Source organism: Streptomyces sp. A1277 (assembly GCF_004795015.1).
GTDB lineage: Bacteria > Actinomycetota > Actinomycetes > Streptomycetales > Streptomycetaceae > Streptomyces.
The window spans coordinates 1-12,517 of record NZ_SSBI01000010.1 but is presented as its reverse complement, the minus strand read 5'-3'; the positions used below and the strand labels follow the sequence as shown (position 1 = coordinate 12,517).

Here is a 12,517-nt window from a genome sequence, read left to right as displayed (position 1 = left end):
CCTGCTTTCCGGGGTGGCGTCGGCATCCGCCGACCGCGGTCCCGGGTCCCGTGCACAACCACTGCAAGGAGCCGCACACTGTGAGCAGTGCCGACCAGACCCCCGCCGCCAGCCCCGAGCTGCGCGCCGACATCCGCCGCCTCGGCGACCTGCTGGGCGAAACCCTGGTACGCCAGGAGGGGCAAGAACTCCTCGACCTCGTCGAGCGCGTCCGCGCCCTGACCCGCACCGACGGCGAGGCCGCGGCCGAACTCCTCGGCGACACGGACCTGGAGACCGCGGCCCAGCTCGTCCGCGCCTTCTCCACCTACTTCCACCTCGCCAACGTCACCGAGCAGGTCCACCGCGCCCACGAGATGCGCGACCGCCGCGCGGCCGAGGGCGGACTCCTCGCCCGCACCGCCGACCGGCTCAAGGACGCCGACCCGGAGCACCTGCGCGCCACCGTCAAGAACCTCAACGTGCGCCCCGTCTTCACCGCGCACCCCACCGAGGCCGCCCGGCGCTCCGTCCTCAACAAGCTCCGCCGCATCGCGGCCCTCCTCGACACGCCCGTCATCGAGGCCGACCGCCGCCGCCAGGACCTCAGACTCGCCGAGAACATCGACCTCATCTGGCAGACCGACGAGCTGCGCGTCGTGCGCCCCGAGCCCGCCGACGAGGCCCGCAACGCGATCTACTACCTGGACGAGCTGCACGCCAACGCCGTCGGCGACGTCCTGGAGGACCTGGCCGCCGAACTCGAGCGCGTCGGCGTCGCACTGCCCGCCGGCACCCGCCCCCTCACCTTCGGCACCTGGATCGGCGGCGACCGCGACGGCAACCCCAACGTGACCCCCGAGGTCACCTGGGACGTGCTGATCCTCCAGCACGAGCACGGCATCACCGACGCCCTCGAACTCGTGGACCAGCTGCGCGGACTGCTCTCCAACTCCATCCGCTACACCGGCGCCACCGATGAACTCCTCGCCTCCCTCCAGACCGACCTGGAACTCCTCCCCGAGATCAGCCCCCGCTACAAGCGGCTGAACGCCGAGGAGCCCTACCGCCTCAAGGCCACCTGCGTCCGCCAGAAGCTCGTCAACACCCGCGAGCGCCTGGCCACCGGCCGCCCCCACCGCCCCGGCTGCGACTACCTCGGCACCGCCGAACTCGTCGCGGACCTCGCCCTCATCCAGGACTCCCTGCGCCGGCACAAGGGCGGCATCGTCGCCGACGGCCGCATGGACCGCACCATCCGCACGCTCGCCGCCTTCGGCCTCCAGCTCGCCACCATGGACGTCCGCGAACACGCCGACGCCCACCACCACACCCTCGGCCAGCTCTTCGACCGGCTCGGCGAGGAGTCCTGGCGCTACGCCGACATGCCCCGCGACTACCGGCAGAAGCTCCTCGCCAAGGAACTGCGCTCCCGCCGCCCGCTCGCGCCCACCCCGGCCCCGCTGGACGCCGCCGGCGAGAAGACCCTCGGCGTCTTCCACACCATCAGCCAAGCCTTCGAGCGCTTCGGCCCCGAGGTCATCGAGTCCTACATCATCTCGATGTGCCAGGGCGCCGACGACGTCTTCGCCGCCGCAGTCCTCGCCCGCGAGGCCGGCCTCATCGACCTCCACGCCGGCTGGGCCAGGATCGGCATCGTCCCGCTCCTGGAGACCACCGACGAGCTGCGCGCCGCCGACGTCATCCTCGACGAGATGCTCGCCGACCCCTCCTACCGCCGCCTCGTCTCCCTGCGCGGCGACGTCCAGGAGGTCATGCTCGGCTACTCCGACTCCTCCAAGTTCGGCGGCATCACCACCTCCCAGTGGGAGATCCACCGCGCCCAGCGCCGCCTGCGCGACGTCGCCCACCGCTACGGCGTACGGCTGCGCCTCTTCCACGGCCGCGGCGGCACCGTCGGCCGCGGCGGCGGCCCCTCGCACGACGCGATCCTCGCCCAGCCCTGGGGCACCCTGGAGGGCGAGATCAAGGTCACCGAGCAGGGCGAGGTCATCTCCGACAAGTACCTCATCCCCGCCCTCGCCCGCGAGAACCTCGAACTGACCGTCGCGGCCACCCTGCAGGCATCCGCCCTGCACACCGCGCCCCGCCAGTCCGACGAGGCCCTCGCCCGCTGGGACGCGGCCATGGACACCGTCTCCGACGCCGCCCACGCCGCCTACCGCAAGCTCGTCGAGGACCCGGACCTGCCCGCGTACTTCCTCGCCTCCACCCCGGTGGACCAGCTCGCCGACCTGCACCTGGGCTCGCGGCCCTCCCGCCGCCCCGGCTCGGGCGTCTCGCTCGACGGCCTGCGCGCCATCCCGTGGGTCTTCGGCTGGACCCAGTCACGCCAGATCGTCCCCGGCTGGTTCGGCGTCGGCTCCGGCCTCAAGGCCCTGCGCGAGGCCGGCCTCGACACGGTCCTGGAAGAGATGCACGAGCAGTGGCACTTCTTCCGCAACTTCCTCTCCAACGTGGAGATGACCCTCGCCAAGACCGACCTGCGCATCGCCCGGCACTACGTGGACACCCTCGTCCCCGACGAGCTGAAGCACGTCTTCGACGCCATCGAGGCCGAACACGCGCTCACCGTGCAGGAAGTCCTCAAGGTCACCGGCGCCACCGAACTGCTCGGCACCAGCCCGGTGCTCCAGCAGACCTTCGCCATCCGTGACGCCTACCTGGACCCGATCTCCTACCTCCAGGTGTCCCTGCTGGCCCGCCAGCGCCAGGCCGCCGAACGCGGCGAGGAACCCGACCCGCTGCTCTCCCGCGCCCTGCTGCTCACCGTCAACGGTGTCGCCGCGGGCCTGCGCAACACCGGCTGACCCGCACGGATCGCGGGCGGGGCGCGCTCAGCGCCTCACAGGGCGATGAACGCCGCCATCAGCAGCGCCCCGCCCGCGATCCCGGCGCCCCACGCCGTCCGGGTCAGCCGCAGACCCCCGCCGATCACCAGCGCCGCCAGCACGAGTGCCCCGCCCAGCGGCACCCACGCATGGAAGAACCCGGCCGCCCCGGTGCGCACCACCTCGGCCGTGCCCGGCTTCACCACGACGGGGAAACGGTCCCCCTTGCGGGCCGCCACCGACTTCTCCACCGACACCCGGGACCGCGCCCCGGCCCCCTCCGACGGCGCGAACGGGCCCGTGCAGACCTCGCTGCCGCACCCCGTCACCGTCATCGTCCCGTGCTCGCGCCCCTTGGCCAGCACGATGTGGTGCGCCGCGTCCCACGACGACAGCACACCCGCCACCAGCAGCACCAGCACGACGCAGCCGAGCGCCGCGCCGCGGCCGTAACCCAGGGCACGGCGGGCGGAGCTCCGCTTCGCGCCGCTCACGTGTTGTACGCGGACTGCGCGCGCTCCAGGCCCTCCGCCAGCAGGCATTCCACGGCGTCGGCCGCCCGGTCCACCTCGTAGGCCAGCTCCTTGCGCTCGGTGGACGAGAAGTCCTTCAGCACGAAATCGGCCACCTGCATCCGCCCCGGCGGCCGGCCGATCCCGAACCGGACGCGGTGGTAGTCCGGGCCCATGGCCTTCGTCATCGACTTCAGCCCGTTGTGCCCGTTGTCACCGCCGCCCAGCTTCAGCCGCAGCGTCCCGTAGTCGATGTCCAGCTCGTCGTGGACCGCCACCACGTGGTCCAGGGGCACCTTGTAGAAGTCCCGCAGCGCCGCGACCGGCCCCCCGGACAGATTCATGTACGACATCGGCTTCGCGAGCACCACCCGCCGGCTCAGCGGTCCCGGCGGACCGATCCGCCCCTCCAGCACCTGCGCCTGCGCCTTCGGGGCACGCTTGAACTTGCCCCCGATCCGTTCGGCGAGCAGGTCGGCGACCATGAAACCGACGTTGTGCCGGTTCGCCGCGTACTCGGGGCCGGGATTGCCCAGCCCCACGATCAGCCAGGGGTCGGTGGCGTCGGACATCGCGCGAAGTCTCCTCGTTCGTACACGTACGGCGGGCGTGGACAGGAAAACGGGGCGGCGGCTCCCGGAAGGGAGGCCACCGCCCCGTCAGTCAAGCAGGCGGGCAGGCTCAGCCCTCGGCGCCCTCGCCCTCGGCGCCCTCGGCGGACGGCTCCTCGGCCTGCGCGGCGACGACCTGGAGCACGACCGCGTCCGCGTCGGCCTCGGCCAGCACCGAACCGGACGGCAGCGGGATGTCCTTGGCGAGGATCGACGCACCGGCGTCCAGGCCCTGCACGGAGACCGTGACGGACTCGGGGATGTGGGTGGCCTCGGCCTCGACGAGCAGCGTGTTCATCACGTACTCCAGCAGGTTGCCGCCCGGGGCCAGGTCGCCCTCGGCGTGCACCGCGACCTCGACGTTGACCTTCTCGCCGCGCTTCACGGTCAGCAGGTCGACGTGCTCGATGTCGCCCTTGAGCGGGTTGCGCTGCACGGCCTTGGGGATGACCAGGGCGTCCTTGCCGTCGATCTCCAGACCGATCAGGACGTTGGCGGTGCGGAGCGCGAGCTGCAGCTCGTGGGCCGGCAGCGTGATGTGGACGGACTCGGCGCCGTGGCCGTAGACGACCGCGGGGACGAGGTTGGCGCGACGCGCACGACGGGCGGCGCCCTTGCCGAACTCGTTACGGACCTCGGCGTTGAGCTTGATCTCGGCCATGACGGCACTCCTCGTAAGGTGACGGAACTGCGGATGGTCACCCGGCCCACGACAGACCTGCTACGAAGAGCGCGCCGATAACGGACCGCCGTACCTATGAGTACGGCCTCCCTCGCCGAGCAACTCGTTGAGTCTACCCGGCGGGGAGGCCGCACCCCAAAGTGGATCAGTGGCGACGCCGTCGCCCGCTTCCTACTGCTCCTCGAACAGGCTCGTGACCGAGCCGTCCTCGAAGACCTCGCGCACCGCGCGCGCGATGGTCGGCGCGATCGACAGCACCTTGATCTTGTCGAGCTCCAGCTCACCCGGCGTCGGCAGGGTGTCGGTGAACACGAACTCGCTGACCTTCGAGTTCTTCAGCCGGTCGGCGGCGGGACCCGAGAGGACACCGTGCGTCGCCGTCACTATGACGTCCTCGGCGCCGTGCGCGAACAGGGCGTCGGCGGCGGCGCAGATCGTGCCGCCGGTGTCGATCATGTCGTCGACCAGGACGCAGACCCGGCCCTTCACATTGCCGACGACCTCGTGGACGGTCACCTGGTTGGCGACGTCCTTGTCCCGGCGCTTGTGCACGATCGCCAGCGGGGCGTCCAGCCGGTCGCACCAGCGGTCGGCGACCCGTACCCGGCCGGCGTCCGGCGAGACGATCGTCAGCTTGGAACGGTCCACCTTCGCGCCCACGTAGTCCGCCAGGATCGGCAGCGCGAACAGGTGGTCGACCGGGCCGTCGAAGAAGCCCTGGATCTGGTCGGTGTGCAGGTCGACGGTGAGGATGCGGTCGGCACCCGCCGTCTTCATCAGGTCCGCGATCAGACGGGCCGAGATCGGCTCGCGGCCGCGGTGCTTCTTGTCCTGGCGGGCGTAGCCGTAGAACGGCACGATCACCGTGATCGAACGGGCCGAAGCGCGCTTCAGCGCGTCCAGCATGATCAGCTGCTCCATGATCCACTTGTTGATCGGAGCCGTGTGGCTCTGTATCAGGAAGCAGTCCGCGCCACGTGCCGACTCCTGGAAGCGGACGTAGATCTCACCGTTGGCGAAATCGAAAGCCTTCGTCGGCACGAGGCCCACACCCAGCTGGTGCGCGACCTCCTCGGCCAGCTCGGGGTGGGCGCGGCCGGAGAAGAGCATCAGTTTCTTCTCGCCGGTCGTCTTGATCCCGGTCACAGCACAGTCTCCTCAGACGTGTTCCTGGCGCTGCACGCAGATGTCCCGATGTGCAACGAGCCAGCCGAAATGGGGTGAGCATCTATCACGGTACGCGGTGCGCGGCGCACCTGTTTCCGGTCAGCTTTCGCCGGCCGAGTCCTCCGCCGCCGCCTGAGCCGCCTGTGCGGCGGCGCTTCCCGGACGCTTGCGCGCCACCCAGCCCTCGATATTCCTTTGCTGGCCCCGGGCCACGGCCAGCGAACCGGACGGCACGTCCTTGGTGATGACCGAGCCTGCGGCGGTGTACACGCCGTCCCCGACCGTGACGGGCGCCACAAACATATTGTCCGACCCGGTGCGGCAGTGGGAGCCGATCGTGGTGTGGTGCTTGGCCACCCCGTCGTAGTTCACGAAGACGCTCGCCGCACCGATGTTGGTGTGGTCGCCGATGGTCGCGTCCCCCACGTACGACAGGTGCGGGACCTTCGTCCCCTCCCCGATCGTGGCGTTCTTCATCTCCACGTACGTACCGGCCTTGGCCTTCGGCCCGAGCTTCGTGCCCGGCCGCAGATAGGCGTACGGACCCACCAGCGCGCCCGGGCCCACCTCGGCCCCGTCCGCGACCGTGTTGTCCACCCGCGCGCCCGCGTGCACCACGGTGTCCGTGAGGCGCGAGTTCGGGCCCACCTCGGCGTCCTCCGCGAGGTGCGTGCTCCCCAGGAGCTGTGTCCCCGGGTGCACGACGGCGTCCCGCTCGTACGTCACCGTCACGTCGATCAGCGTGGACGCCGGGTCGATCACGGTCACCCCGGCGGTCATCGCCCGCTCCAGCAGGCGCTGGTTCAGCAGCCGGCGGGCCTCCGCGAGCTGCACCCGGTTGTTGATGCCCAGGATCTCCCGGTGGTCGCCCGCCACCGACGCGCCGACCCGGTGCCCGGCCTCGCGCAGGATCGACAGCACGTCGGTGAGGTACTCCTCGCCCTGGCTGTTGTCCGTCCGCACCTGGCCGAGCGCGTCCGCGAGGAGCTTCCCGTCGAACGCGAACACCCCGGAGTTGATCTCCCGGATCGCCCGCTGCCCGTCGCTCGCGTCCTTGTGCTCCACGATCTCGGTCACCGCACCGCTCGCCGGGTCGCGCACGATCCGCCCGTACCCGGTGGCGTCGGGGACCTCGGCGCTGAGCACGGTGACGGCGTTGCCGTCGGCGGTGTGCGTCGCGGCGAGTGCGGCCAGCGTCCCGCCGGAGAGCAGCGGGGTGTCCCCGCACACGACGATCACGGTGCCCTCGACGGTCCCGCCCAGCTCGTCGAGCCCGACCCGCACCGCGTTGCCGGTGCCCTTCTGCTCGGCCTGGTGGGCGGTGCGCACCTGGGCGTCCGCGGCGGTGAGGTGCGCGGTGACCTGCTCGCTGGCGTGGCCCACGACCACGACGAGGTGGAGCGGGTCCAGTTCGCGGGAGGCGGCGACGACATGACCGACGAGCGAGCGCCCGGAGATCTCGTGCAGAACCTTGGGGGTCTTCGACTTCATGCGGGTGCCCTCACCCGCTGCGAGGACGACGACGGCTGCCGGGCGTACGGAGCTCACGGATAGGCCCTTCGGCTTCGGGTGGTGGACATCCGCAGGATACCGGGGGCGTATGAGCCGGACATGGGCGCGGGCCCCGACCGGTTGGGTCGGGGCCCGCGTGACTGAGCTCCCCCGCCAGGACTCGAACCCGGACAGATGGCACCAAAAGCCACAGTGCTGCCAATTACACCACGGGGGAACAACTCCGACTGAAACGGACATTGGTCCGGCTCGCCGGATCGGCACCCAACACTATGCCGTACCAAGCCCCTTGTACGCGACGAGGATGCGGTTGCCCCCGGTCGAACGTACGACGTGCTGCGCAGGTCCCCCGAAAATGAGATGCGGCCGCCCGTACGCTGGATGCCATGACCGCAACGGGGGAAGACCGGGAAGCGGCGGGACCGACCACCCGCGGCTACTGGTGGTGGGAACGGCGACGGAGCGTCGCGCTGGACGTGGGGCTCGCGCTGGTCTCGGCGCTGGAATGCGGGCTGGAAGGGGTGGACTTCGCGGGGGACACCGGGCTGCCGGTGGCCTTCGGGGTGGTGTTCGGGCTCATCGCGGGGGCCGTGCTGCTGGTGCGCCGGCGGTGGCCGATCGCGGTGGTGCTGGTGTCGATCGCGACGACGCCGGCCGAGATGGGCTTCCTGATGGGGCTGATCGGCCTGTACACGCTGGCCGCCTCCGAGGTGCCCCGGCGGATCACCGCGGTGCTGATGAGCATGTCCCTGGTGGGGACGTTCATCGTGACGTACGTACGGCTGCGGCAGGGCGTCGACGAGAACGCCGACTTCGGGCCCGGCGACTGGTACGTCCCCATGCTGTCCCTCTTCATGGCCGTCGGGCTGGCCGCGCCGCCGGTGCTGTTCGGCCTCTACATAGGGGCGCGGCGGCGGCTGATGGAGAGCCTGCGGGAGCGGGCGGACTCGCTGGAGCGGGAGCTGTCGCTGCTCGCCGAGCGGGCCGAGGAGCGGGCCGAGTGGGCGCGTACGGAGGAGCGGACCCGGATCGCCCGCGAGATGCACGACGTGGTGGCCCACCGGGTGAGCCTGATGGTGGTGCACGCGGCGGCCCTCCAGGCGGTGGCGCCGAAGGACCCGGCGAAGGCGGTCCGCAACGCCGCCCTGGTCGGGGACATGGGGCGCCAGGCGCTGACGGAGCTGCGCGAGATGCTGGGCGTGCTGCGGGCGGGCGAGCCGATGACGGCCCGGGTCGCCCAGGTGCCGCTGGCCTCGGTGGGCCGGGGCGCGCCGGCCGCGGCGGAGGACGGGCCGCGGCTGGACGAGGTCGAGGCGCTGGTCGGTCAGTCGCGGGCCGCGGGCATGACGGTGGAGCTGTCGGTGGAGGGCTCCACCCGGGCGTACGCGCCCGAGGTCGAGCAGACCGCGTACCGCGTGGTGCAGGAGGCCCTGACGAACGTGCACAAGCACGCGGCGGGCGCCAAGACGTGGGTGCGGCTGGCGCACCGGGGCGCCGAGGTCGCCATGCAGGTGGAGAACGGCCCGTCGGACGCGGCGACGGCGGACGCGGGGCTGCCCAGCGGCGGCAACGGCCTGGTGGGGATGCGCGAGCGGGTGCTCGGCCTGGGCGGCGTCTTCGTGTCGGGGCCGACGGACGCGGGCGGCTTCCGGGTGTCGGCGGTGCTGCCGGACGGCGGGGGCGCTTCCGGCCCGTGAGGCGGGGCATTTCCAGCCCGTCCGGCGTTTGAGGACGGAAGCGTGGCGGTGGTGACCGGGCAAGGTTGCCGTGGGCCCGGGTGTGTCCGGCCCGTCCGGCGTTTGAGGACGGAAGCGTGGCGGTGGCGTCCGGGCAAGGTTGCCGTGGGCCCGGGTGTGTCCAGCCCGTCCGGCGTTTGAGGACGCAACCCTCGCGGTGGTGACCGGGCACCCGGCGTGAGCCGGTCACCGGTCACCGGAAGACCCGGCGCCTCCGGCGCCCCCTCAGCCCGAGACGAGGCGTTCCGGCTGGATGCCGGTGACCAGGGTGGCGAGGGCCGCGTCGATGTCCTGGCCGAGATACCAGTCGCCGGTGTGGTCGATGCTGTAGACCCGGCCGGTCAGGTCGATCGCGAGGACCGCCTGGTTCTCCCCCTCCTCGCCCAGCGGCGCGACCTCGGTGTCCAGGGCGCGGCCGAGGTCTCCGAGGGTGCGGGCCAGGTGGAGTCCGCTCAGCGGGTCGATGCGGACGGCCGGGGGCGCGATCTGGCGGCCCGGGGCGGTGGCGGTGATGTGCAGGCCGCCGAATTCGGCCCACGCCTCGACGGCGGCCGGGAAGACGGCGTGCTGGTGGCCGGCCGGCGAGGCGTGCGAGCGCAGGGCGTCGGCCCACTCCTCGGCCTGGCGGATGACCCAGCGGCCGGGCTGCCAGCCGGCGGCGCGCAGGGCGGCGTCGACGGCGACCGGGAAGCGGGTGGCGGACTGGCGGTCGCGGGTCGCGGGCCCGGCCTGCGCGGGAAGGTCGGTGCGGTCGTGCATGGGCGCGGTCAGCTCTTCTCTGCGGTGGTGGCCGCGCCGGTCGCGTTGAGGTCGACGGGCCGGACGCCGAAGTGGGCGAGCATGACGGCGCAGGACCGGCAGGGGGCGGCGTAGCTGCCGTGCAGGGGGTCGCCGTCCTCGCGGATGCGGCGGGCGGTGAGGCGGGCGTGCTTGAGGGCGCGACGCGCCTCGCCGTTGGTGAGGGGCTTGCGCTGGGCGCGCTTGGAGCGTCCGCTCTCGGCGGCGGTGAGGTGCCGGGAGAGCAGTATGGCCTCGGGGCAGCGGCCGGTGAACCGTTCGCGCCGGTCGGTGGGAAGCGTGTCGAGGAAGTCCTGCACGAGGTGGTGCAGGACGGGCGGCTGGTCGCCCTTGCCCGCGGTGCAGGTGAGCGTCTCGCCGCGTACGGACAGGGCGGCGGCCACGGCCGGCAGGATGCCGTCGCGGCGCTGGGCGAGGCGGGGCGCTGCGCCCGTCTCGGTGCTGCTCCAGCTGAGTCGCGGGTCCCCGGTCGTGACGGTGTGTGCAGAGTGTGCGGTGTGCATGGTGCTGTGTCCCTCCCGTGCCCGCAGCGGCCGCTGCTTTCTGTGCACGCCCCCGTGTATGCGGGTGACAGCCTGCCAAACGTGTCGGGTCCTGTGAAAGCTGGGTCGGTGAAACGTGTCTGCGTGTCGCGCGTCGGTGGCCCGCTCGTCGCTCGTCCGTCACGCGGTTGTGACGGTTGGTGACGGATGGGGCCCGGCGGCGGCGGGGCCGGTCCCCGTTCGGGTGTCACCGCTTAGGCTGTGCCTGGACCACCCCTGGGTCGGTCCTCATCAGCCAGACGCAGCAGGGGGCAACCGCCATGACGACAGGTCGGCTCGGGCAGCAAGCCGCGCCACCGAACGCGGCCTATGCCGGGCAGCTCGTGCACTTCCCGGACCCGGTCCGGGCGTCCCGCCACCCCAGAGGGGTGCGTATGGACGGGAACGGCTGTCCGGACTTCGCGCCGTACGCGCGCGCCGCCGCGGAGATCGCGGAGCCCCCGCAGGGTTTCGGTGTGGACGAGTTGCGGCTCACGGACTACGTGTCGGCGAACGCGGCGATGGCGGCGGCGGGCCACGAACTGTGGGACACCATCCCGCCGGTGGCGACGCCGCACGGCTGGACCTGGCACCACGTGCCGGGGGGCCGCCGGATGGAGCTGGTCCCGGTCGAGGTGAAGGCGCTGCTGCGCCACCACGGCGGTCTCGCGACGACGGAGGTCGACCACGGCAAGCGGGGGACGCGCCCGCTGCAGGAGACGCGGCCCGCCCACTTCCGGCTGCCCAAGGGGGCCGTGGCGGTCAGCGAGCAGCAGATCCTGGGCGTCGAGGAGGACCTCGGCTACCGGCTGCCGGGTGCCTACCGTTCGTTCCTGAAGGCGGCCGGCGGTTCGGCCCCGGTGGGCGCGGCGCTCGACGCGGAGCTGGGACTCCTGATCGACCAGCCGTTCTTCACGGTGCGCGAGGAGGCCGCCGTGAACGATCTGGTGTACGTCAACAAGTGCCTGCGCGACCACCTGACGAAGGATTACCTGGGCGTCGTGTTCGTCCAGGGCGGTCTGCTCGCGGTGAAGGTGCGGGGCGAGAACATCGGCTCGGTGTGGTTCTGCGCGTACGACGACGCCCGGGACCGGGACGGCTGGACGGTGCAGGAGCGGGTGGAGCGGCTGCTGCTGCCGTGCGGCGACGACTTCGACGCTTTCCTGCAGCGTCTCGCGGGTAATCCGCCGGAGCTGGAGACGGTGGCGAACCTGATGGTGGACGGCGGCTTCGCGCAGGCCGTCCCGGTGGAGGGCTGAGCGCGATGGTGACCTTTGCACAGGCGCAGGAGCGCGCGGACGAGTGGGTCAACGGTGACGTTCCGGCGTACCAGCACCGCGAGGTGCGGGTACGTGAGTTCGAGCTGGGCTTCGTGGTGTGGGCCGAGGACCGGGTGGACGGTCCGGTCTCGGACGGGGGCCGGCAGCGGCTGGTGATCGCGCGGGACAGCGGTGAGGCGACGCTGTGGCCGGGGCTGCCGGTCGGCGAGGTGATCCGGCGGTACGAGGAGGAGTACGGGGCGCAGGAGGCGGCTCCGGCCGCCCCGGCGCCGCCGGAGCGGGTGGATCTGAATCAGACGTCGTTCCTGTTGAGCCCGCCGGAGTGGCTCCAGGAGGCGGCGGACAAGCTGGGCATCCCGGACCGGCGCGCGGAGCGTGCGGAGGCCGGGGACCGCGCGGACCGTGTGGAGGACACCCCGCCGCCCGCGCCCTCCCCGATCCCCGCCCCGTCTCCGATCCCGGCCCCGCCGTCGCCGTCGCAGGGCGGTTCCGTCGCGTACGAGCCGACCGCGTCGGACGGCGTTCCGGCGTCGTCGCTCCAGCCGCCGGTGGGGGCCACGCCGTGGGCGGGCACCGACACGAACGCGGGCACGGACGACGCGGAGGTGGCGCTGCCGGCGACGGTGTTCGCGCCGCCGCTGTCGGGCGCAGACGACGAGGAGGAGCCGCCGCCGGTGGTGCCGGCGGACGCCCCGACGGCGCTGATGTCGGGCGGCAGCCAGCTGCCGAGGACGGCGATCGCCCCGAGCTTCGACGCGCGGCGCCCGGCCGACCCGGCGCCGCCCGTGCCCGGTCCGCCGGTTCCGGGGACGGGTGTGTCCGGCCCGCCGCCGGTGCCGAACGCGGGGCCGCCGAGTCCGCCCGCGC

General features: G+C 72.4%; 10 protein-coding genes, 1 tRNA gene and 1 pseudogene. 4 read left to right on the top strand and 8 right to left on the bottom strand.

Features of this window, described 5'->3' with window-relative positions; genetic code table 11:
• The first annotated feature begins 80 nt into the window (after nt 1-80).
• The gene (gene ppc / locus E6R18_RS08975; protein ID WP_136316325.1) at nt 81-2,810 is read left to right on the top strand and encodes a phosphoenolpyruvate carboxylase; all 2,730 of its coding nucleotides are present in this window, start codon (nt 81-83) and stop codon (nt 2,808-2,810) included.
• Between the two features lie 35 nt (nt 2,811-2,845).
• On the opposite strand, the gene E6R18_RS08970 is transcribed toward ppc, so the two are convergent.
• From E6R18_RS08970 to E6R18_RS08945, 6 genes are all read right to left on the bottom strand, one after another.
• Entirely contained in the window at nt 2,846-3,373 is a 528-nt protein-coding gene (locus E6R18_RS08970) for a hypothetical protein (RefSeq protein ID WP_136316324.1), read from the bottom strand.
• Entirely contained in the window at nt 3,322-3,915 is a 594-nt protein-coding gene (gene pth / locus E6R18_RS08965; RefSeq protein ID WP_136316323.1) for an aminoacyl-tRNA hydrolase, read from the bottom strand. Before pth ends, E6R18_RS08970 begins: the two co-directional genes overlap by 52 nt.
• A gap of 109 nt (nt 3,916-4,024) precedes the next feature.
• Complete coding sequence (locus tag E6R18_RS08960) at nt 4,025-4,615, bottom strand: 50S ribosomal protein L25/general stress protein Ctc (protein ID WP_136316322.1); 591 nt, start codon at nt 4,613-4,615, stop codon at nt 4,025-4,027.
• Nucleotides 4,616-4,807: 192 nt separating this feature from the next.
• Nucleotides 4,808-5,782: a ribose-phosphate diphosphokinase gene (locus tag E6R18_RS08955; protein WP_018524797.1), complete on the bottom strand. Its 975-nt coding sequence runs from the start codon at nt 5,780-5,782 to the stop codon at nt 4,808-4,810.
• Nucleotides 5,783-5,902: 120 nt separating this feature from the next.
• Nucleotides 5,903-7,351: a bifunctional UDP-N-acetylglucosamine diphosphorylase/glucosamine-1-phosphate N-acetyltransferase GlmU gene (gene glmU / locus E6R18_RS08950; RefSeq protein WP_136316321.1), complete on the bottom strand. Its 1,449-nt coding sequence runs from the start codon at nt 7,349-7,351 to the stop codon at nt 5,903-5,905.
• A gap of 109 nt (nt 7,352-7,460) precedes the next feature.
• Nucleotides 7,461-7,532: transfer RNA gene (locus E6R18_RS08945), tRNA-Gln, on the bottom strand.
• 169 nt (nt 7,533-7,701) lie between these two features.
• Here E6R18_RS08945 and E6R18_RS08935 point away from each other — a divergent pair.
• Nucleotides 7,702-9,012 carry a histidine kinase gene (locus E6R18_RS08935; protein WP_168712306.1) on the top strand — a complete coding sequence of 437 codons (1,311 nt, stop codon included), beginning with the start codon at nt 7,702-7,704 and terminating at the stop codon, nt 9,010-9,012.
• 264 nt (nt 9,013-9,276) lie between these two features.
• Here the strand turns inward: E6R18_RS08935 and E6R18_RS08930 are convergent, their stop codons facing one another.
• Nucleotides 9,277-9,810: an SUKH-3 domain-containing protein gene (locus E6R18_RS08930; RefSeq protein ID WP_136316319.1), complete on the bottom strand. Its 534-nt coding sequence runs from the start codon at nt 9,808-9,810 to the stop codon at nt 9,277-9,279.
• A gap of 8 nt (nt 9,811-9,818) precedes the next feature.
• Nucleotides 9,819-10,352, bottom strand: coding sequence for a YwqJ-related putative deaminase (locus E6R18_RS08925; RefSeq protein ID WP_136316318.1), 534 nt, complete (start codon nt 10,350-10,352; stop codon nt 9,819-9,821).
• Nucleotides 10,353-10,651: 299 nt separating this feature from the next.
• On the opposite strand from E6R18_RS08925, the gene E6R18_RS08920 reads away from it, so the two are divergent.
• Entirely contained in the window at nt 10,652-11,629 is a 978-nt protein-coding gene (locus E6R18_RS08920) for an SMI1/KNR4 family protein (RefSeq protein ID WP_136316317.1), read from the top strand.
• A 5-nt stretch (nt 11,630-11,634) separates the two neighbouring features.
• Nucleotides 11,635-12,517 (top strand): annotated as a pseudogene (locus tag E6R18_RS08915) (hypothetical protein); the annotation flags it as partial.

What these genes read in the sequence shown, in the direction of transcription:
- E6R18_RS08920 (WP_136316317.1), top strand. Translation starts at nt 10,652, where the DNA reads ATGACGACAGGTCGGCTCGGGCAGCAAGCCGCGCCACCGAACGCGGCC.
- E6R18_RS08925 (WP_136316318.1), bottom strand. Translation starts at nt 10,352, where the DNA reads ATGCACACCGCACACTCTGCACACACCGTCACGACCGGGGACCCGCGA.
- pth (WP_136316323.1), bottom strand. Translation starts at nt 3,915, where the DNA reads ATGTCCGACGCCACCGACCCCTGGCTGATCGTGGGGCTGGGCAATCCC.
- E6R18_RS08930 (WP_136316319.1), bottom strand. Translation starts at nt 9,810, where the DNA reads ATGCACGACCGCACCGACCTTCCCGCGCAGGCCGGGCCCGCGACCCGC.
- E6R18_RS08960 (WP_136316322.1), bottom strand. Translation starts at nt 4,615, where the DNA reads ATGGCCGAGATCAAGCTCAACGCCGAGGTCCGTAACGAGTTCGGCAAG.
- E6R18_RS08935 (WP_168712306.1), top strand. Translation starts at nt 7,702, where the DNA reads ATGACCGCAACGGGGGAAGACCGGGAAGCGGCGGGACCGACCACCCGC.
- E6R18_RS08970 (WP_136316324.1), bottom strand. Translation starts at nt 3,373, where the DNA reads ATGCCTGCTGGCGGAGGGCCTGGAGCGCGCGCAGTCCGCGTACAACAC.